The following is a 19889-nucleotide window of genomic DNA, read 5'->3' on the forward strand; positions in this document are numbered from 1 at the left end:
AGACTAGAACTCGACAGGTAAGACTGTCCAGTTAACCCTGTCGATCGTGCCGAGTGGCCGTCACACGTGCTTCGGGAACGACGCGAGGAACACGATCCCGACGGTCAGCAGCACCAGCGCGCCGCCGAGCATCGCCCACTGCGCGCGGACCGCAGCGAACCGGCCCGAGAACGCCGCGAAGAACAGCACGAGCGCGAACAGCACCGTCAGGATCGTGTAGTTGTCGCCGCGCTGGTTGTTGCGCAGCGCCGTCTGGAACAGCGCATCGGCGCGCGCGTCGGCGGCCGCGGCCTCCTTCTGACCCGGCGGCACGTACGAGTCGAGCTCGAACGGCGTCTTCGGGGCGGCGGGGTTCTTGAGCGGCTTCGCGGCGAGCCACTCCTCGAACGCGGGCTTGAAGCGGTCCGGGAAGCGCTCCTCGGCGAACTTCTCGAGCGCCGTGTCGTGCTGCGCCACGGCCTGGACGTACAGCGTGAACGCGGAGAGGTCGATCTGCTTGGCCGCGCTCGCCTCGGCCGCGTCCCGGGACGCCTCGATGCGCGCCGACGACGCCTGCGAGAACGCGATCGACATCGCGCCGCCCCACTTGCTCGCCTCGAACCCGCTCCAGGCCGTCAGGATCGCCGTCAGCGACAGCACCACCACCGTGATCGTCTCGCGGACGTGCGGCCAGCGGTCGGTGTCGGCGGTCCCCGTCGTGTTCGTCACGTGACGGACGATATCGACGAGAACCGCCGACCGCGCGACGAGCGCTACGGCGCTCAGACCTCCCGCAGCACCTCGGCGACGAACCGAGCCGAGCGTTCGCGCAGACCCTCGATGCGTCGCTCGATCACCGCGGCGCGGAGGTCGGGGTCGTCGCGACCCGTCTCGGCCAGCGTCGGGCGGCGGCGGACGTTCCGCGAGCACGCGAACTCCGTGCACACGAGCGTCCCGACGGTGTCGCCGCGACGCCCCGGCGCCCCGGCCCGGCGCGCGACGTAGAGCGAGATGTCCTCGGTGTTGACGACGTCCTCGCACCAGGCGCACACACCGGTGCGCCGGACCCGGCCCGCCGGGTCGGTGGCGCGCAGCAGCACGCCGGTGGGGCCGTCGTCGGGCGCGGTGCCCGGGACGACCGCGTACGCGAGGAGGGGCGCCTTGCGGTCGCGCCAGCCCAGGTAGTCGAGGCGGTCCCAGTCCAGCTCGGACAGGACGGGGAGCGCGGCCTGGGCGGCCTCGCGGCGCGACGCGTTCACGAACGACGCGCGGATCTGCTTCTCGGTCAAGGGGTGCATGGCAGTGGCTTTCCGGTCGACGGCGCTCACCGCGGACGGCGCGACGCCGACGCGGGAGCAGGAGGGGACGACGATGCGGCCCGCGTCACGCCCCGACGACCGCGAAGGGTCGACGATCAGCGCTGCGGGCGGCCGGAGCGCGTGCCCGAGCAGGCCGTCCCGGCCACCCCGCAACCTGCGGTGACGCTGTGCATCCGCTCGCTCCTCGTCCGTCGACGTGCCTCGGTCGCGGCGCGACCGGTCCGTCCAGTGTGCCTCAGGACGGCGCGGGCCGTGGCCCCGTTCTCCGGACCGGGCGACCGCCGGTCACCCCCGGGCGACCTCGTGGTCGAGCTGCACGACCCCCGACCCGAACCGCCGGACGCCGGTGAGTTGCAGGTCGACGCGGAGCCCGCGGGGCAGCGCGGGCAGCCCGCCGCCGACGCTCACCGGGAACACGAGCAGCTGAACCGCGTCGACCAGCCCCGCGGCGAACGCGGCGGCCGCGAGCGCCGGGCCGCTCACCGCGACGTCCCGGTCCGACGCCGCGACGAGCGCCCGGACCTCGTCCGGATCGAAGCGCTCGACGAGGTCGGTGCGGGGCGTCGCCACGTCGTCGAGCGTGGAGGAGTACACGAGCTTGTCGGCGGCCCGCCACAGCCGGGCGAAGTCGCGGACGGCGGCCGATTCCTCCTCGGGCTCGCCGGCCGCGGGATGGTCCGGGGCGATCGTCTGCCAGGCCGTCATCACCTCGTACATGCGCCGCCCGTACAGGAACGTCCCGACGTCACGGCTCGTGTCGTTCACGGCGGCATGGACCTCCTCGTCGGGCATCGCCCACCCGAAGCCGCCGTCCGCGTCGACCGCGTAGCCGTCGAGGGACGTGAGCATGAGGTAGCGCAGGCGTGCCATGACCGGTGGATCCTTCCGGCTCAGGGTCGGGTGGCGGTGGCGACGAGCGCGCTCATCGGCGCGCGGAGCGGACCCGGCCCGAACCGCTCCTCCAGGAGCGCTGCCGCCCGCGCCTCGATCGCGGCCCGCTGGCCCGGGTCGTACGACTCGAGCTGGGCGCGCAGCGGCGACCCGCGGGGGATCGCGAGCGCCGCGGACCCGGGCGAGTCCGCCCGGCTGTCGAACTGCACGGCGTCGACCGCGTCGACCGTCAGCCCGCCCGCCGCGAGGTCCCGCCGGATGCGGTCCGCGTCGTCGTAGCCGTACGCGACCTCGGTGATCACGCTCGGCGGGGCGTCCGGCAGGACCTCCCGGTACGCGTCGTCGACCGCCGCTGCCACGGCGTTCGCTGCGACCGGGCCCCACGCGCTTAGCAGGTACGCCCCGCCGGGCCGCAGCACCCGGCGGGCCTCCGCGTGCGCGGCGGCCCGGTCGGGGAAGAACATCACGCCGAACTGGCACACCAGCAGGTCGAACGACGCGTCGGCGAACGGCAGGTGCTGCGCGTCGGCCACCTTCCACTCGACCTCGGGCGCACCCGGCGGGCGCTCGAGCCGGGTGCCGCGTGCGACGTCGATCATGCCGGGGTTCAGGTCGGTCGCGACGATCGTGGTGCCGGCCGGGAGTGCGGCGGCCAGGCGCCGCGTCACCACTCCGGTGCCGGCCGCGAGCTCCAGGACCGCGGACGGGTGCCGACCCACGGCCCGCGCGACCAGGTCGTCCGCGTAGTCCTCGAAGAGGAGCGGCACCAGCAGCTCCTGGTACGCCGCGGGGACCCCGCCCGCGAAGAGCCGGCCCGCGTCGTCGTCGGCCATGAGGACCTCCCGGTGCCTGCCGCTCCTTGCGTTCTACCGCCGCTGTCCCGTGCCGTCCAGCAGTGGTGCCCGGGGCACGGTGTCGCCAACCGGGCGCAACGGGCGCTCGCTACCCGGGCGTGCCGGCGTCGGGCGCGAAGCGGCGCGGGGTGCGTGCGGCCCCGTGCCGGAGCGCCGGCACGAGCGTGGCGGCGAGGGTGGCGGCGACCACGATCCCGATCCCCACGCCGACGACGACGCCGGCCGGACCGCGCAACGGCCCGTCAGCGCGGGAGCCCCGGACGGCGTGGTTCGACTGCCACGACAGGACGGACCCGTTCGACTGCCCCGAGAGCACGGACGCGGCCGACTGGAACGAGCCGATCGACAGCCAGGACATCGCGGAGCCGATCGACGACGACGACGCGAACGAGCCCACCGAGGCGAACGACGCGAACGAGCCGACCGACCCGATCGACAGGACCGAGCCGTTCGAGGCGATCGAGAGCACGCTGTCGCGCGACCACAGGGACCAGCGGGACGAGTGGACTGCCATGGCCTCATCGTCGCGCGGCGGGCGGCCGCGTGCGCGTCAGACCGCGGCGGAAGCCGGCCTACTCGCCGACGACCCCGTCGATCCGTTCGCGCAGCAGGTCGGCGTGCCCGTTGTGGCGGGCGTACTCCTCGACCACCTTGACGACGCACCACCGAACGGTCCGGCTCCTGGACCGGGTCAGGTCGTCGAGGCTCTGCTGCGCGAGCAGCGTGTCGACGGTGTCCTGCTTCGCGCGCCAGCGCGCGAACGACGGCTCGACCATCGAGACGTCGAGACCGAGGATGTCGCCGTCAGGGTCGTCGTCGGGACAGTAGAGCGGCTCGACCGGCGCGGGGCCGAGCGTGCCCTCGAGGTACCAGTGCTCCATCTCGGTGAGATGCCGCACGAGCCCCAGCAGCGACAGGTCCGACGGCGGCACGGACCGCTCGACGAGCTGCTCGGGCGTGAGGTCGGCGCAGCTGCGCGAGAGCGCGTCGCGGTGGAACGCGAGCCAGCCCAGGAGGAGCTCGCGATCGTCCGCGAACGGCTCCGGCTCGTCGAGTGCAGGACGCTTGGACGTCACGCGACAGACGCTAGACCCGCGCCCGCCCCAGGTCGCGCCGAGATACCGAGAGACGGCCGAGATACCGAGGCTGCATCGGTATCTCGGCCGGAACTCGGTATCTCACGGCCGGGTGGCCGGCCGCGGGCGGGGATCGGCGGGCGGCTCAGCGCAGCACGCGGTAGCGCAGGTGGGTGACCGACGGCGTCACGCGGGAGTCGAGGAGCTGGAGCTCGAGCGGCTCGACGCCCTCGAAGAGCCGCTCGCCCGCGCCCAGCGTCCGCGGCACGACGTGCAGCGCCAGCTCGTCGATCAGCCCGGCCGCGAGGGCCTGGTTGACCGTCGACGCCCCGCCCGACACCTCGACGGGGCGTTCCCCGGCCACCTCCTGCGCGCGGGCCAGCGCGGCCTCCACGCCGTCGGTGACGAAGTGGAACGTCGTGCCGCCCTCCATCTCGATGCTGTCGTGGGGGTGGTGGGTGAGCACGAACACCGGCGCGTGGTACGGCGGTTCGTCGCCCCACCAGCCGCGCCAGTCGCGGAACCGGTCGTCGTCCTCCCAGCCGCCGCGGACCGGGCCGTACATGTTCCGGCCCATCACGTACGCGCCGGCGTCGGTGAGCGATGCGATCTCCGCGTCATGCTGCCCGGCCTCGTCGAACATCCACGGCTTCATCAGCTTCTCGACGCCGTCCACGCCGATCGGGCTCTCGAGGCTCTGGTCCGGGCCCGCCGCGTACCCGTCGAGCGACACCGCCATCCCGCACGTGACCGTTCCCATGTGCTCCACCCTTCCGTCGTCGTGCCTGGAGTGACCCGCGCAGCCCCGGAAACTCATCGCGAGGTGTGCGGGCGGCCCGTCTACCTCGCGAGGTCGAGGGCGCCGGCGAGCTCGTCGACCGTCGTCGAGCCAGGCGGGCGGCGGGCCACGGCGGCCTGGCGAGCGAGCCGCTGGACCGTCGCGTTGAGCGGCGCGTCGAGTCCCGCGAGCCGGGCCAGGAGGACGATCTCCCCGTTGAGGTAGTCGGTCTCGATCGAGCCGTCGCCGCGCGCCACCGACTGCCACGACGAGCCGCCGACGACGTCCGGCATCCCGGGCACGGGCCGGACGTCGAACACGTTCCCGCGCCAGGCGTCCTCCTCCGCGTCGGTCGCCCACGTGATGCCCGACGCGCGATACACGTCCTCGGCCTCCGCGACCAGCCGCCGGGTGAGGGGCCCGATCGGGCCGATCGCGCCGTCCGGTCCCAGCAGCGCCTGCAGGGCGTTGGCGAGGTTCTGCAGGAGCTTGCGGTGCTTCCACCGCAGGACGTCGTCGACGACGTGGATCCCGAAGGTCGACGCACCCCAGTCCCGGGCGATCGCGTCGAGGGCCGGGGCGACGTCGTCGGACGGAGGGCCCGGCGGGTAGGTGCCGACGATGAACGTCCCGGACTGCGGGGCGATGCGTACAGCCGTCTCGCCGGCGACGAGGTGGGTGGCGGGCAGCCACACGCACGCCCCGAGCACGCGCCGGAACAGGCGGAGCGCCATGCGCTCGGCGGCGACCCCGTTGGTCAGGGAGACCACGGGCAGGAGCTCGCCCGCGGTGCCGACCGGTTCCGTGTCAGGGTCGGCGGGATCGGCGTCGGCCGGGAGGACGGGCGCGTCGACCCACGTCTGCAGGGCGGCCGGCGCCTGGTGCGTCTTGGTGGCCAGGACGAGCACGTCGTCGGCGCGCAAGCGGGCATCGGCGGGTGTGCGGGTGACCTCGACGCGGACCCTGACGTCGTCGTCGGGGGACCGCAGGCGGTACCCGGCCCGCTCGATCGTGTCCGCCGTCGCGCCGCGCGCGACGAGCAGGGGCGGGTGGGCGGGCGAATGCTGGGCGAGGCGCGTGGCGAGGGTCCCGCCGATCGCGCCCGCCCCGATGATCACGTAGCGCACTCCGCTACCCTGCCACGCGATGAGCGGCGGGGGGGGGGGGGGGGGGGGGGGGGGGCGCCCCCCCCCCCCCCCCCCCCCCCACGCCGGGTCAGCGGGTCACAGCCCGTGCGAGGGCTGCACCCACGTCGAGGGCGCGGGCGGCGCCACGACCGTGGGGCGGTCGTTGCAGGTGATCGCGTTCGGCGTGTACGGGGCCAGCCAGTTGGTGCCGGGGTGGTACTCCGCGTTGTTGTCGATCCCGTCGTTGCCACCGAGGTCGTCGATCGTGAACTCGGAGCCCGCGGCCGTGAAGTTGAACGACCCGCAGTTGTTCACGCCCCACCAGCCGATGTTGCGCACGTCGGTGTTCTGGATCGTGGCGTGGCCGGCGGCGCGGGCGATCAGCACGTCCGTCCCGGCGCCGTCGACGCGGACGTCCTTGATGTGGACGTTCGGGACGGAGACCTGGTCCTTGACGCCGTAGTCGGAGACCACCATGAGCGCGGCGTACGTGTTGTCGAGGAAGTGGTCGCCGGTGATCTCGATGTCGGCGTCGATGCTCTTCTCGAGCGCGTAGATCCACAGCGCGCCGAGCCCGAAGTTCCAGTTGAGCTCGAGCGGCCCGCCGCGGACGGTCGTGTTGTCCGTGATCGCGACCTTCCCCGCGAACGCCGTCGCGCCGAACCGGGAGCCGAGCTGGATCGCGGAGCCCTCGCGGATCGGGTCGGAGACGAGGTTGTTCGAGACCGTGAGGTCGCGGCCCCCGTAGAGCGCGATGCCGTTCGCCAGGACCGGCGTCTGGACGGTGTTGTGGTCGAACGTGTCGTTCGCGTCCTCGGTGCCGTCGGACCACATGGCCAGCGCGTCGTCGCCCGTGTTGCGCAGCACGTTGTTCCTGACGAGCGAGCCCGTCACGCCCGTGTGGAAGTTCACGCCGTCGGCGATCTGGTCGGCGATGACGTTGTTCGTGATCCTCAGGTTCGACATAGGGCCGTCGACCCAGATCCCGACCTTCGTGTGGTGGATGTACAGGCCGTCGATCGTGGAGTCGCTGAACGCCCCGCCGATGCCGTTGACCTGGTCGGTGTCGATGCGCTCGCGCACGTCTCCCTCGATCGCGAACCCGGACAGGTGCACGTCCGTCGAGCCGCCGTCGGCCGCCGACTTCCCGTAGAAGCCGACGCCGGTGTGGACGGAGCCGTCCGCGGCCGGCTGGTCGAGCGTGACCTGGTGGCCCTTGAAGATCGTGTACCAGGAGCCGGCGCCCTCGATCGTGACGTCGTCGACGACGACGTGCCGGTTCACCTGGTACGTCCCCGCGGGTACGTAGACCTTCAGGTGGTGCTTCTTCGCGAACGCGACGGCCTTGTCGAGCGCCGGAGCCGAGTCGCGGCGGCCCGTCGGGTCGGCGCCGAACAGCAGGACGTTCGCGGCCACGAGGTCGACCTTGGGGCCCGCGACCTTCTGCGTGTCCAGGACGTCGATCGTGGTCGTGGAGGCCGTGGCGTTCTTCGGGACGGCCAGTCGGAGCGTCGTCCCCGCCGGCAGGGTCCGGCCCAGGAGCACGCGCTGCTCGTCGTAGAAGTGGTTCGGTCGGAACGGGGCCGGGAACGTCGTCGTCGTGCCGGGGGAGCAACCACACTCCGCCGTCCACCAGTCGGGCTGGATGGAGGTGGTGAGCGTCGGGTCGTTGCTGAACGGGTACGCGTTGTAGAGCCAGGCGTACTGCGAGGTCAGGGTGACGGTCTTGGTCAGGGCCCCCGCCTCCTGGCCCGACGACGTCACCGTCAGCGGCGAGGTGATCCCGCCGCCCTGCGGGGCGTCCGGGATCGAGTAGCGGACCGTGATCGCGTTCGTCGCGCTCGCGAGCGTGAAGTCGACGTACTGCCCGCGGTCGAGGCTGACCGCCGACCGCCCGGACGCCTCGGCCGGGAGCGTGTACGCGTCCCGGCCCGGGCCGATGACCGTGCCGTTCGTGGCGGCGTTCTCCGCCTCGTACTCGGTGATGCCGAGGGACGCGCCGCGCCCGGCGGTGAGCGACGGGTCGATGCCCGCCGTCGTGACCTTCGTGGGAGCGGGCGGCTGGGGCGTGCCGTGGGCGAGCGCGGCGCCGCCGGTGGTGGCCACGAGGCCGAGCGCCGCCGCCAGTGCTGCGGTGGTCGCGACGGCGCGGGCCGCGGTGGGGCGCCTCAGGCGCCCCCGCTGATCAGGTCGGAGCTGTCGTGTCATCGTCGACTCGTCTTCTCTCGGTGGAGCCGGCGGCCGCGCGGGCCGCAGCCGCATCGTCGCGGGCTGAGCCGAGCGTAGGTCCGCACGCAGGAACACCACAAGGCATCGGCAAGGAACTGTCACCTGATTGTGAGGTTCTTGCGCAATTCTGCGTCGCTACATGACGGACGGCGGTGGCGCCCCCGCGTGTTCGGAGTCGTCGTTCACGGCTCGCTGAGTCGGTCGATCGTCTCGAGTCCATCGCCCGCGGCAATGTCCCACAGCCCGGCGTCGGGGGTGCCGTACCACTCGTCGTCCGCCTCGAGATACGCCGCCTCGAGGCGTGACGGATCGATCACCGGCACGTTCACGCTGGCCCTCATGTCGACCATCCTGTCTCGGACTCGAGTCCGGTGCCCGGAGGCACGTTCGCCGCCCCCGCCCCCGTGCCGGATGATTTCCGGTGTGTCGACCGCAACCACGCCCGGCCGGGTGCGCAGGTTCCTGCTCTCCGGCTACGAGCGCCGCCCCGCCCGCGAGCAGGGCCCCCACGGCGTGCCCGAGGCGGGCGGCCGGCGTCACCGCTGGTGGCAGGTCATGTGCCTGTCCGGCGTCGACTACTTCTCGACCCTCGGCTACCAGCCCGGCATCGCGGCGCTCGCGGCCGGGGCCGTCGCACCGGTCGCGACGCTCGTCCTCGTCGCCCTGACGCTCGGCGGCGCGCTGCCGGTCTACCGCCGCGTCGCCCGCGACTCGCCCCACGGCGAGGGGTCGATCGCGATCCTCGAGCACCTCCTGCCGTGGTGGGCGGGCAAGGTGTTCGTCCTCGTGCTGCTCGGGTTCGCGGCCACCGACTTCATCATCACCATGACGCTCTCGGCCGCCGACGCCGCCGCCCACGCCGTCGAGAACCCGCTCATGCCCGAGGCCCTGCGCGGCCAGCACATGGCGATCACGCTGCTGCTCCTCGCGCTGCTCGCGGCCGTGTTCCTCAAGGGGTTCCGCGAGGCGATCACGATCGCCGTGCCGCTCGTGGGCGCCTACCTGCTGCTCAACGTCGTCGTCGTCGGCGACGCGCTGTGGCACGTGGCGACCGCACCCAGCCTCGTCACCGACTGGCGGAACCTGCTCCATGTCGAGCACCCCGACCCCGTCGCGATCGTGCTCGTCTCGCTCGTCGTCTTCCCCAAGCTGGCGCTCGGCCTGTCCGGGTTCGAGACCGGTGTGGCGGTCATGCCCGAGATCCAGGGGGCACCCGGCGACACCGAGGCCAAGCCCGTCGGGCGGATCCGCGGCGCCAAGAAGCTCCTCACGACGTCCGCGGTGATCATGAGCGCGATGCTCGTGCTCAGCTCGTTCGTCACGACCGTGCTCGTCCCGGCCGACGACTTCGAGCCCGGCGGCCCGGCCAACGGCCGCGCGCTCGCGTTCGTGGCGCACGAGTACCTCGGCTCGGGCTTCGGGTCCGTCTACGACGTCGTCACGATCCTCATCCTGTGGTTCGCGGGGGCGTCCGCGATGGCGGGGCTGCTCAACCTCGTGCCGCGCTACCTGCCGCGCTACGGCATGGCGCCCGAGTGGACCCGCGCGCGCCGGCCGCTCGTCCTGGTGTTCCTGTTCGCCGCCGTCGTCATCACGCTCATCTTCCGGGCGAGCGTCGACGCGCAGGGCGGCGCGTACGCGACGGGCGTGCTCGTGCTCATCACGTCCGCGGCCGTCGCCTGCACCGTCTCCGCCCGGCGGGCAGGCGAGCGGCGCGCGACCATCATGTTCGGGCTCGTCGCCGCCGTGTTCGTGTACACGACCGTCGCAAACGTCGCCGAGCGGCCCGACGGCCTCCGCATCGGCCTCGTGTTCGTGCTCGCGATCGTCGTGCTGTCAGCGGTGTCCCGGATCGGGCGGTCGTTCCGCGTCCGCGACGCGGGTGTCGACCTTGACGACGTCGCCCTCCGGATCCTTGCCGACACCGACGACGGCGAGGCCGTCCAGCTCGTCGCCCACGAGCCCCCGGGCGCCGACGAGGACATCCCCCTCACGCCCAAGGCGCGCGAGGCCGCGCTCGCCCGGCGCGGCCGGCCCTCGTTCCGCGTCGGCCGCGCCGAGTACACCGCCAAGGCGTCCGAGGTCCGGCGCCTGCGCCGCGTGCCCGACGACGTCCCCCTCGTCTTCCTCGAGGTCACCGTCCTCGACTCGTCCGAGTTCGAGGAGCGGCTCGAGGTGCACGGCGAGTACCGCTACGGCTTCCCGACGCTCACCGTCGCCAGCTCCAACGTCGCCGGGACCATCGCGTCCGTCGCCCTCGCCGTGCGGGACCGGACCCACGTGCCGCCCGAGATCTACGTCGACTGGGAAGAGGGGAACCCCGTGAGCCGGATGGCGCGCTACCTCCTCTTCGGCACCGGCGAGGTCGGGCCCATCACCCGCGAGATCCTGCGCTCCGCCGACCCCGACCCCCGGACGCGTCCGGTCGTCCACGTGGGCTGACGGCGCTCGGGCGCCGACATCGCTCGCGAGGGGATCGTCAGGGGGCGACGAGCGTGAACCCGCCGTCCCACGTCGTCGCGCCCGACGACGCCAGGGTCATCTGGAGGAAGCCGAGCGCCTCGAGCTCTCGGGCGCGCTTGAGGCTGCCCGCGTCGACCCCGCGCAGCCCTGCCGCGTTCGCGAGGTCGACGACGGCCTGCCGTGCGTCGTCGTCGTCGCCGGCGACGAGCACCGTCAACGGTGCGCCCGCGAGGGTGCCGCGTGCGAGCGCGCCCGCGAACGTCGTGTTGAACGCCTTGACGACCCGGGCCTGCGGAGCCGCCTCGGCGATCGCCGCCGCGGCCGACGCGTCAGCCGGCACGACGAGCGAGTCGAAGGTCGCGAAGTCGACCGGGTTGGTGAGGTCGACGACGACCCGCCCCGCGAGCGCGTCGGCCTGCTGAGCCGCGATCTCCGTCGCCGCCCGGAACGGCAGCGCGAGGACGACGATCTCCCCGGTGAGCGGGTCGCCCAGGGTGCCCGGGGTGCCGGTGCCGAGCTCCGTCGTCACCGTCCGGGCCTCCGTGGGGTCTCGGCTCACGACCTGGAGCTCCGCGCCCGCGGCTCTCGCGACGCCGCCGACGGCGCGCGCCATCCCGCCCGCCCCGATGATGCTCACACTCGTCACGACGATCCTCCTGCGTTCCGCTTCGGTGGTGCCTGCCGCTCCCAGCGTGCGTCCGCGCGTCGGGCGGCGCACCCCGGTCGGCCGCACGGAGCGTCGCCGTCGGCGTACCCGGGGCGTCAAGATCCCCGACGCCGCCGTCAACGTTCCGTCAAGACAGCCGATCCCGCCCTCCCGCGCGCCTAGAACGGAACTGCCCCGGCACTCGCGGGGCCGCCCGGCGTCGTCGGGCGACGAACCGTCCGGAAGAGGTGCGCGGCTGATGGCCGACCTCGTCTACGTCCTGATCACGGTGGCGTTCTTCGCCGCCGTGGCCGTGGTGGCACGCCGCGGCATCGGCCGAGGGGAGGGGCGATGAGAGCGGAAGACTGGGTCGGCCTGGCCGTCGCCGCCGCCCTGACCGTCTACCTGTTCGTCGCGCTCCTGCGCAGCGACAAGGTCGGGTGACCCGTGTCCGTCTCCACCCAGGCGTGGTTCGCCGTCGGGCAGGTCGGCGTCCTGATCCTCCTGCTCGCGGCCGTGCACCTGCCCTTCGGTGCGTACATGGCGCGCGTCTTCACGAGCCCGCGCCACCTGCGGGTCGAGTCCGTCGCCTACCGGGCGGTCCGCGTCGACCCCGACGCCGAGCAGACCTGGCGCGGCTACCTCATGTCGCTCCTCGGCTTCTCGGCCGCGTCGGTCCTGTTCCTCTACGCGCTCGGTCGGCTGCAGGCGCACCTGCCCCTGAACCTCGGCTTCAGCGGCCTCGACCCCGCCGGCGCTTGGAACACCGCCGTCTCGTTCGTGACGAACACCAACTGGCAGTGGTATTCCGGCGAGCAGGCCGCCGGGCACCTGTTCCAGATGGCCGGGCTCGCGGTCCAGAACTTCGTGTCCGCGGCGGTCGGCCTCGCGGTCGCGATCGCGCTCGTGCGCGGGTTCTCCCGCTCGCTCACCGACGGCCGCGTCGGCAACTTCTGGTCGGACCTCGTGCGCGCCGTCGTGCGCATCGTGCTGCCCATCGCGTTCGTCGCGGCCGTGCTGCTCCTCGCAGCCGGCGTGATCCAGAACTTCCTCCCCCACGAGGCGATCACGACGGTCACGGGCGGCAGCCAGGACGTCCTCGGCGGACCCGTCGCCTCGCAGGAGGCCATCAAGCAGCTCGGCACCAACGGCGGCGGCTTCTTCAACGCCAACTCGGCGCACCCCTTCGAGAACCCGACGCCGTGGACCAACCTCCTCGCGATCTTCCTCACGCTCGTCATCCCGTTCTCGTTGCCCCGCACGTTCGGCCTGATGGTCGGCGACCGCCGCCAGGGCTGGGCCATCCTCGGCGCGATGGCGGCGCTCTTCGTCGCCGCCGTCGGCCTGCTCACCTGGTCCGAGCTCGCCGGCCCCGGCGCCGCGCCCCACGCCGCGGGCGGCGCGATGGAGGGCAAGGAGACCCGCTTCGGGCTCGCCGGCAGCGCCCTGTTCGCCGCGACGACGACGCTCACCTCCACCGGCGCCGTCAACGCCACCCACGACTCGCTCACCGCCCCCGGCGGCGGGATCGCGATGTTCGACATGATGCTCGGCGAGATCGCCCCCGGCGGCGTCGGCTCCGGCCTCTACGGGATGCTGATCGTCGCGATCATGACCGTCTTCCTGTCCGGGCTCATGGTCGGGCGCACGCCCGAGTACCTCGGCAAGAAGATCGGCCAGAAGGAGATCACGCTCGTCGCGCTCTACGTGCTCACCATGCCGCTGCTCGTGCTCGTCGGGACCGGCGTCTCCGTCGTCACCGGCGCCGGGCTCGCCGGGCCGCTCAACACCGGCCCGCACGGGCTGTCCGAGGTCCTCTACGCGTTCACGTCCGCCGCGAACAACAACGGCAGCGCGTTCGGCGGCCTCACCGCCGGCACGCCGTACTACAACACGCTCCTCGGTCTCGCGATGCTCGTCGGCCGGTTCGTGCCCATCGCCCTCGTCCTCGCGCTCGCCGGGCGCCTCGCGTCCCAGCCGACCGTCCCCGCGTCGTCGGGCACGCTGCCCACGCACAAACCCCTGTTCGTCGGGCTCGTGGGCGCCGTCGCGGTCGTCGTCGTCGGCCTCACCTTCGTCCCCGCACTGTCCCTCGGTCCTCTCGTGGAGTCTCTGTCATGAGCCCGTCTTCTGTCGTTCGCCCGGCCGACGCCGCCTCCGCGGGGGGCGGGGCGGGTCTTCCATCCGGCCTCGTTCCTCGGCCTCCCGCCAGACCCGCCACGACCCGCCCCACCCCCCGCTCCGGAGGCGACGGCCTCCCTCCACGCCCGCGTTCCGGCCTCACGACGGCGCAGCTCAAGGCGGCCTTGCCGGCCGCCGTGCGGAAGCTCGATCCCCGCGTCATGTGGCGGGTGCCCGTCATGTTCGTGGTGGAGGTCGGGGCCGCGCTCACGACCGCGCTGGCCGTCGTCGATCCCAGCGTGTTCGCGTGGGTGATCGCCGCGTGGCTGTGGATCACCGTGCTGTTCGCGACCCTCGCGGAGGCCGTCGCGGAGAGCCGGGGGCGCGCCCAGGCGTCCAGCCTGCGCGCCACCCAGCGCACGACGACGGCGCGCAAGGTGCAGGGTCCGTCCGACCAGCTCGCGTACGGGTCGGGGCTCGCGGCGCTGCCGACCGTCGAGGTCGCGTCGTCGCAGCTGCACGTCGGGGACCTCGTCGTCGTCGCGGCGGGCGAGACGATCCCCGGCGACGGGGACGTCGTCGAGGGCGTCGCCTCGGTCGACGAGTCGGCGATCACCGGCGAGTCCGCGCCCGTCATCCGCGAGTCCGGCGGCGACCGGACGGCCGTCACGGGCGGCACCACGGTGCTGTCCGACCGGGTCGTCGTGCGGATCACCGCGGAGCCCGGCCAGACGTTCGTCGACCGGATGATCGCCCTCGTCGAGGGGTCGGAGCGCCAGCGCACCCCCAACGAGATCGCGCTCAACGTGCTGCTCGCGTCGCTCACGATCATCTTCCTGCTCGCCGTCGCGACCCTGCAGCCGATGGCCGTGTACTCGCACGCCCGCCAGTCGCTCGTCGTGCTCGTCGCGCTGCTCGTGTGCCTCATCCCGACGACGATCGGCGCGCTGCTGTCGGCCATCGGCATCGCAGGGATGGACCGCCTGGTGCAGCGCAACGTGCTCGCCATGTCGGGGCGCGCGGTCGAGGCCGCGGGCGACGTCGACGTCCTGCTGCTCGACAAGACCGGCACCATCACCTACGGGAACCGGCGCGCGAGCGCGCTGCTCCCGGCCCCCGGCGTCGAGGCCGACCATCTCGCCGAAGCCGCCCAGCTCTCGTCGCTCGCCGACGAGACGCCCGAGGGGCGCAGCATCGTCGACCTCACGCAGGCCGAGTACGGACGCCCCGCGCTCACCGACGACACCCTCGCCGGCGCGACGCTCGTGCCGTTCAGCGCGTCGACCCGGATGTCGGGCGTCGACCTGCCCGGCCCCGGCACCGCGCACGACGGCGCAGGCGCCCCGGTCCGCCGGCTGCGGAAGGGCGCGGCGAGCGTCGTGCACCAGTGGGTGCGGTCCACGGGCGGCGAGTCCCACGACCGTCCGGCGGACGGCCCGTCGGAGCACACGCTCGTCGGGCAGGCCGTGGACGCGGACGTCGAGGCCGTGAGCGGCCAGGGCGGCACCCCGCTGGTCGTCGCCGAGCAGGTCGGCGACGCGCCCGCGCGGCTGCTCGGCGTCGTCCACCTCAAGGACGTCGTCAAGGAGGGGCTCGTCGAGCGGTTCGCCGAGCTGCGCGCCATGGGCATCCGGACCGTCATGGTCACGGGCGACAACAAGGTCACCGCCCGCGTGATCGCGGACGAGGCCGGCGTCGACGACGTGCTCGCCGAGGCCACGCCCGAGGACAAGCTCGCGCTGATCCGGCGGGAGCAGCAGGGTGGCAAGCTCGTCGCGATGGCGGGCGACGGCACCAACGACGCGCCCGCGCTCGCGCAGGCCGACGTCGGCGTCGCGATGAGCACGGGGACGACCGCCGCGAAGGAGGCCGGCAACATGGTCGACCTCGACTCGGACCCGACCAAGCTCATCGAGATCGTGGGGATCGGCAAGCAGCTCCTCATCACGCGGGGCGCCCTCACGACGTTCTCGATCGCCAACGACATCGCCAAGTACTTCGCGATCATCCCGGCCATGTTCGTCGTGGCGTTCCCGCAGCTGCACGTCCTCAACGTCATGCACCTGCACAGCCCGGAGTCCGCGATCACGTCGGCGATCGTCTTCAACGCGCTCGTCATCGTCGCGCTCATCCCGCTGGCCCTGCGCGGCGTGAAGTACCGGGCCGTCTCGGCGGTCGCCCTGCTGCGCCGCAACCTGTGGCTCTACGGCGTCGGCGGCCTGGTCACGCCGTTCCTCGGCATCAAGCTCATCGACCTCGTCGTGTCGCTCGTGCCGGGCCTGCGCTGAGCGCTCCCGTCCCGCGAACCGCGACCGAACCCATGAAAGAAGAGACCTCATGACCACCGAAGGACTCGCCCCTGCACCCGAGGGCGGCGCCGGCCTCCCCGTCGGCGGATCCGGCGGGCGCCCGACGACCGCCGCGAGCCTCGCGGCCCTGTGGCGCCAGACCTGGGCGGGGCTGCGCGTCCTCGTCCTGCTCACGCTCCTGCTCGGCGTGGCCTACCCGCTCGCCGTGACCGCGGTCGGGAAGATCGCCTTCCCCTGGCAGGCGCAGGGCTCCCTGCTCACCGCCGACGGCGCGCACACCACCTCGCGCTCGGACGCGGTGGGCTCGGCGCTGATCGGGCAGGGGTTCGGCGCGGCCGACGAGGACCCGCAGTGGTTCCACCCGCGCCCGTCGGCGGCCGGCGAGGGCTGGGACACGCTCGCGTCGGGCGGCTCGAACCTCGGCCCGAACGACGCGGACCTCGTCCGGGCGATCGGGGAGCGGCGCGCTGCGGTCGCGGCCGCCGACGGGGTGGACCCCGCGTCCGTGCCGCCCGACGCCGTGACCGCGTCCGGCTCCGGGCTCGACCCGCAGATCTCGCCCGCGTACGCGCGCGAGCAGGTGGCACGGGTCTCCGCGGCCCGTGACCTGCCGGCCGCCCAGGTCCGGGCGCTCGTCGACCGGTACACGCACGGCCGCGACCTCGGCGTCCTCGGGAGCCCGCGCGTCGACGTCCTCGAGCTGAACCTCGCGCTCCAGAAGCTCGGGGGCGCCGGCTCGTGACCGAGCCGGGGGAGGCCGCGAGCGCCGATGATGGGGGCATGAACCGCGGACGCCTGACGGTCTACCTCGGCTCCGCGCCCGGCGTCGGGAAGACGTTCAAGATGCTCGACGAGGCCCGCCGACGCCGCGCGCGCGGCACCGACGTCGTCGTGGGCCTCGTCGAGACGCACGGGCGCGCGGAGACGACCGCCGCGGTCGGCGACCTGGAGGTCGTGCCACGGGCGCGCGTCGAGCACCGCGGCACGGTGCTCGAGGAGCTCGACGTCGACGCGGTGCTGGCGCGGAGCCCGGAGGTCGTGCTCGTCGACGAGCTCGCGCACACCAACGCCCCCGGCTCCGCGCGCCCCAAGCGCTGGCAGGACGTCGCGGTGCTCCTCGCCGCCGGCCTCGACGTCATCACGACGGTCAACGTGCAGCACCTCGAGTCGCTCAACGCGGACGTCGAGGCGATCACGGGGATCCGGCAGCGCGAGACCGTGCCGGACCGGGTGGTGCGCGAGGCCGACCAGATCCAGCTGGTCGACCTGTCGCCGCACGCCCTGCGGCGGCGGCTGGCCCACGGCAGCGTCTACCGGCCCGAGCAGATCGACGCGTCGCTCGCCGCCTACTTCCGCGAGGGCAACCTCACGGCCCTGCGCGAGCTCGCGCTGCTCTGGCTCGCGGACCGGGTCGACGACGCGCTCGCCGCCTACCGCGAGCAGCACGCCATCACGGGGACCTGGCCCGCGCGCGAGCGCGTCGTCGTCGCCGTCACCGGCGGGCCCGAGGGGGACACGCTGCTGCGGCGGGGCGCCCGCATCGTCGAGCGCGCCGCCGGGTCCGAGCTGCACGCCGTCCACGTCCTCGCGACCGACGGCCTGCCCGGGCCGCCCCCGGGCGCGATCACGGCCGCCCGCCAGCTCGTCGAGTCGCTCGGCGGGACGTTCCACACGGTCGTGGGGGAGGACGTCGCGACCGCCGTCGTCGACTTCGCGCGCGGCATCAACGCGACCATGATCGTCGTCGGTGTGTCCCGGCACTCGCGGTGGCGCGAGGCGGTCGTCGGCTCGACGGCGGCCCGCGTCGTCCAGCTCGCCGGCTCCGTCGACGTGCACCTCGTCACGCACGAGCGGGCCCGCACCGAGCGGTTCGTGCGGGGCCGGTGGAGCTCGCTGTCGCGCGGGCGGCGCGCCTGGGGCTGGGTCGCCGCGGTGCTCGTCCCCGCCGTCCTCGTCGTGTTCCTCTCGACCGGCGACGGCGCGAGCCTGTCGATCGACGTCCTCCTGTACCTCGTGGGGGTCGTCGGGGTCGCGCTGCTCGGCGGGATGTGGCCCGCGCTCGCGTCGGCCGTGCTCTCGTTCGCGTGCCTCAACTGGTTCTTCACGCCCCCGACCGGACGGTTCACCGTCGCGGAGGGGGAGAACGTCGCGACGCTCGCCGTGTTCGTCGTCGTGGCGGCGTCCGTCGCGGCCGTCGTCGACGTCTCCGCCCGACGCGCGGGCGAGGCCTCGCGGGCACGAGCGGAGGCCAGCACGCTCGCCGGGCTGTCGCGCTCGGTCCTCGCGGGCGAGGACTCGCCCGAGGCCGTCGTCGCGCGCCTCGTCACGACCTTCGGGCTCCAGGGCGCGCGGCTCGAGGAGCGGGCAGCGCCCGGCGCGCCGTACGAGGTGGTCGCGGCGTCGGGCCGCCGCCCCGCCGCCGGTGACGCCGGCACCGCCGACGGTGACGCACAGGACGGCTCGGTCGTCGACGTCGACCCGCTCCGCCGGCTCGTCGTCTCCGGGCCCCCGCTGCCCGCCGCCGACCGCCAGGTGCTCGAGGCGTTCGCGGCGCAGGCGGGGATCGTGCTGGAGCGCCGTCGCCTGGCGGAGCGGGCGTCGCGCGCCGCCGTCCTCGAGGAGGCCGACGCGGCCCGCACGGCGCTCCTCGCGGCCGTCTCGCACGACCTGCGCACGCCGCTCGCGTCGATCCGGACCGCCGTCGACGGGCTCGCCGCGCAGGACGTCGTCCTCGACGAGGAGGACCAGGAGGCGCTCGTCGCGACCGCCGACGCCGCGACGACCCGGCTCGAGCGGCTCATCGAGAACCTCCTCGACCTGTCCAGGCTCCAGGTGGGCGGCCTGCGGCCACGGCTGGTCACGGCGTCGCTCGACGAGGTGGTGCCCGTCGTCCTCGAGGCCGTCCCCGCCGCGCGCGTCGTCTCGGACGTGCCCGAGGACCTCCCGCTCGTCAGCACCGACGCCGGGCTGCTCGAGCGCGTCGTCGCGAACGTCGTCGCGAACGCGGTCCGCTTCCAGCCCGCGGGCGCGCCCGTCCGGCTGACGGCGTCGGCCGACGCGCGCGCGGTCGAGCTGCGCGTCGTCGACACGGGTCCCGGCGTCGACGACGACCGCAAGGAGCGCATGTTCGACGCGTTCCAGCGGCTCGACGACACGAGCGCCGGCGGCCTGGGGCTGGGGCTCGCCGTGGCGCGGGGCCTCGCGCGAGCTGTCGGCGCGACGCTCGATCCCGAGGACACGCCGGGCGGCGGGCTCACCATGGTCCTGCGGGTCCCGCGTGCGAATCTTCTGGTTTCGAGGTCGCCGGGCACCGACGACACCGGCGGCACCGCCGCCGACGCCCGGCCGCCCGCCCCCAGCCCGGTCCCCGAGGAGGCCCCGTGACCCCAGCGCCCGAGCACGAGCCCGGTGGCAACCGCGTCCTCGTGGTCGACGACGACGCCGGGCTGGTCCGTGCTCTCGCGATCAACCTGCGCGCGCACGGCTGGCTCGTGACCACCGCCGGCTCGGGGCGGGACGGGCTGGACGCCGTCGCGCGCGACCACCCGGACGTCGTGCTGCTCGACCTCGGGCTCCCGGACCTCGCGGGCCTCGACGTCATCGCCGGGATCCGCGGGTGGAGCCGGGTGCCGATCGTCGTGCTGTCGGCGCGGCAGCTCGGCGAGGACAAGGTCGACGCGCTCGACGCCGGCGCCGACGACTACGTGACCAAACCCTTCGCGATGAACGAGCTCATGGCGCGGTTGCGGGCCGCGGTCCGCCGGGCCGAGCCGGGCGACGGCGACGAGCCCGTCGTCGAGGCCGGGGACCTGCACGTCGACCTCGCCCGCCGGACGGTGACGCGCGCGGGCGAGGAGGTCCGCCTCAGCCCGACCGAGTGGGCGCTGCTCGAGGTGCTGGTACGCAACCGGGGCCGGATGGTGGGCCGCGAGCAGCTGCTCCACGAGGTGTGGGGCCCGTCGTACGGGACGGAGAGCCACTACCTGCGCGTCTACGTCGCGCAGCTGCGCCGCAAGCTCGAGGACGACGCCGCCGCCCCGCGCCACCTCCTCACCCACCCGGGCGCGGGCTACCGCTTCGAGCCGTGACCTCGTCCG

At 73.8% G+C, this 19889-nt stretch carries 18 protein-coding genes; 7 read left to right on the forward strand and 11 right to left on the reverse strand.

The features are described from left to right. Positions 1 to 60 precede the first annotated feature (60 nt). The 10 genes from ACLQ14_RS01715 to ACLQ14_RS01760 all read right to left on the reverse strand — a co-directional run bounded on the left by ACLQ14_RS01715 (position 61) and on the right by ACLQ14_RS01760 (position 8594). The gene (locus tag ACLQ14_RS01715; protein WP_425809221.1) at positions 61 to 708 is read right to left on the reverse strand and encodes a hypothetical protein; all 648 of its coding nucleotides are present in this window, start codon (positions 706 to 708) and stop codon (positions 61 to 63) included. A 53-nt stretch (positions 709 to 761) separates the two neighbouring features. Further along, entirely contained in the window at positions 762 to 1277 is a 516-nt protein-coding gene (locus ACLQ14_RS01720; RefSeq protein ID WP_425809223.1) for an FBP domain-containing protein, read from the reverse strand. Between the two features lie 306 nt (positions 1278 to 1583). Next, positions 1584 to 2168 carry a dihydrofolate reductase family protein gene (locus ACLQ14_RS01725; RefSeq protein WP_425809225.1) on the reverse strand — a complete coding sequence of 195 codons (585 nt, stop codon included), beginning with the start codon at positions 2166 to 2168 and terminating at the stop codon, positions 1584 to 1586. A 20-nt stretch (positions 2169 to 2188) separates the two neighbouring features. Next, on the reverse strand, positions 2189 to 3022 hold the full coding sequence (locus ACLQ14_RS01730) for a class I SAM-dependent methyltransferase (RefSeq protein WP_425809227.1): 834 nt from the start codon (positions 3020 to 3022) through the stop codon (positions 2189 to 2191). Between the two features lie 109 nt (positions 3023 to 3131). Beyond that, entirely contained in the window at positions 3132 to 3557 is a 426-nt protein-coding gene (locus ACLQ14_RS01735) for a hypothetical protein (protein WP_425809229.1), read from the reverse strand. Between the two features lie 58 nt (positions 3558 to 3615). After that, a complete protein-coding gene (locus ACLQ14_RS01740) occupies positions 3616 to 4119 on the reverse strand; it encodes a DinB family protein (protein WP_425809231.1) in 504 nt (167 codons plus the stop codon). A 145-nt stretch (positions 4120 to 4264) separates the two neighbouring features. Next, on the reverse strand, positions 4265 to 4879 hold the full coding sequence (locus ACLQ14_RS01745; RefSeq protein ID WP_425809233.1) for a dihydrofolate reductase family protein: 615 nt from the start codon (positions 4877 to 4879) through the stop codon (positions 4265 to 4267). Between the two features lie 80 nt (positions 4880 to 4959). Further along, positions 4960 to 6024 (reverse strand): ketopantoate reductase family protein, encoded by a 1065-nt coding sequence (locus ACLQ14_RS01750; RefSeq protein WP_425809235.1) that lies wholly within the window; start codon positions 6022 to 6024, stop codon positions 4960 to 4962. 96 nt (positions 6025 to 6120) lie between these two features. Further along, entirely contained in the window at positions 6121 to 8232 is a 2112-nt protein-coding gene (locus ACLQ14_RS01755; RefSeq protein ID WP_425809237.1) for a glycosyl hydrolase family 28-related protein, read from the reverse strand. Between the two features lie 203 nt (positions 8233 to 8435). Next, positions 8436 to 8594 carry a hypothetical protein gene (locus ACLQ14_RS01760; RefSeq protein WP_425809239.1) on the reverse strand — a complete coding sequence of 53 codons (159 nt, stop codon included), beginning with the start codon at positions 8592 to 8594 and terminating at the stop codon, positions 8436 to 8438. Between the two features lie 70 nt (positions 8595 to 8664). Here ACLQ14_RS01760 and ACLQ14_RS01765 point away from each other — a divergent pair, with 70 nt between their 5' ends. Next, positions 8665 to 10695, forward strand: a complete 2031-nt coding sequence (locus ACLQ14_RS01765) for an amino acid transporter (RefSeq protein ID WP_425809241.1) — start codon at positions 8665 to 8667, stop codon at positions 10693 to 10695. A gap of 37 nt (positions 10696 to 10732) precedes the next feature. Here the strand turns inward: ACLQ14_RS01765 and ACLQ14_RS01770 are convergent, their stop codons facing one another. Next, complete coding sequence (locus tag ACLQ14_RS01770) at positions 10733 to 11362, reverse strand: NADPH-dependent F420 reductase (protein WP_425809243.1); 630 nt, start codon at positions 11360 to 11362, stop codon at positions 10733 to 10735. 351 nt (positions 11363 to 11713) lie between these two features. On the opposite strand from ACLQ14_RS01770, the gene kdpF reads away from it, so the two are divergent. The 6 genes from kdpF (at position 11714) to ACLQ14_RS01800 (ending at position 19880) form a co-directional block, all read left to right on the forward strand. Next, the gene (kdpF, locus tag ACLQ14_RS01775) at positions 11714 to 11806 is read left to right on the forward strand and encodes a K(+)-transporting ATPase subunit F (RefSeq protein WP_425809245.1); all 93 of its coding nucleotides are present in this window, start codon (positions 11714 to 11716) and stop codon (positions 11804 to 11806) included. Between the two features lie 3 nt (positions 11807 to 11809). Continuing rightward, positions 11810 to 13483: a potassium-transporting ATPase subunit KdpA gene (kdpA, locus tag ACLQ14_RS01780; protein WP_425809247.1), complete on the forward strand. Its 1674-nt coding sequence runs from the start codon at positions 11810 to 11812 to the stop codon at positions 13481 to 13483. 197 nt (positions 13484 to 13680) lie between these two features. After that, positions 13681 to 15771: a potassium-transporting ATPase subunit KdpB gene (gene kdpB, locus ACLQ14_RS01785; RefSeq protein WP_425809249.1), complete on the forward strand. Its 2091-nt coding sequence runs from the start codon at positions 13681 to 13683 to the stop codon at positions 15769 to 15771. A 49-nt stretch (positions 15772 to 15820) separates the two neighbouring features. Next, positions 15821 to 16534 carry a potassium-transporting ATPase subunit KdpC gene (gene kdpC, locus ACLQ14_RS01790; RefSeq protein WP_425809251.1) on the forward strand — a complete coding sequence of 238 codons (714 nt, stop codon included), beginning with the start codon at positions 15821 to 15823 and terminating at the stop codon, positions 16532 to 16534. A 38-nt stretch (positions 16535 to 16572) separates the two neighbouring features. Beyond that, positions 16573 to 19176 (forward strand): DUF4118 domain-containing protein, encoded by a 2604-nt coding sequence (locus ACLQ14_RS01795; protein ID WP_425809253.1) that lies wholly within the window; start codon positions 16573 to 16575, stop codon positions 19174 to 19176. After that, the gene (locus tag ACLQ14_RS01800; RefSeq protein ID WP_425809255.1) at positions 19173 to 19880 is read left to right on the forward strand and encodes a response regulator; all 708 of its coding nucleotides are present in this window, start codon (positions 19173 to 19175) and stop codon (positions 19878 to 19880) included. Before ACLQ14_RS01795 ends, ACLQ14_RS01800 begins: the two co-directional genes overlap by 4 nt. The last annotated feature ends 9 nt before the right edge of the window (positions 19881 to 19889 follow it).

This window comes from Luteimicrobium sp. DT211 (assembly GCF_049844995.1).
Lineage (GTDB): Bacteria > Actinomycetota > Actinomycetes > Actinomycetales > Cellulomonadaceae > Luteimicrobium.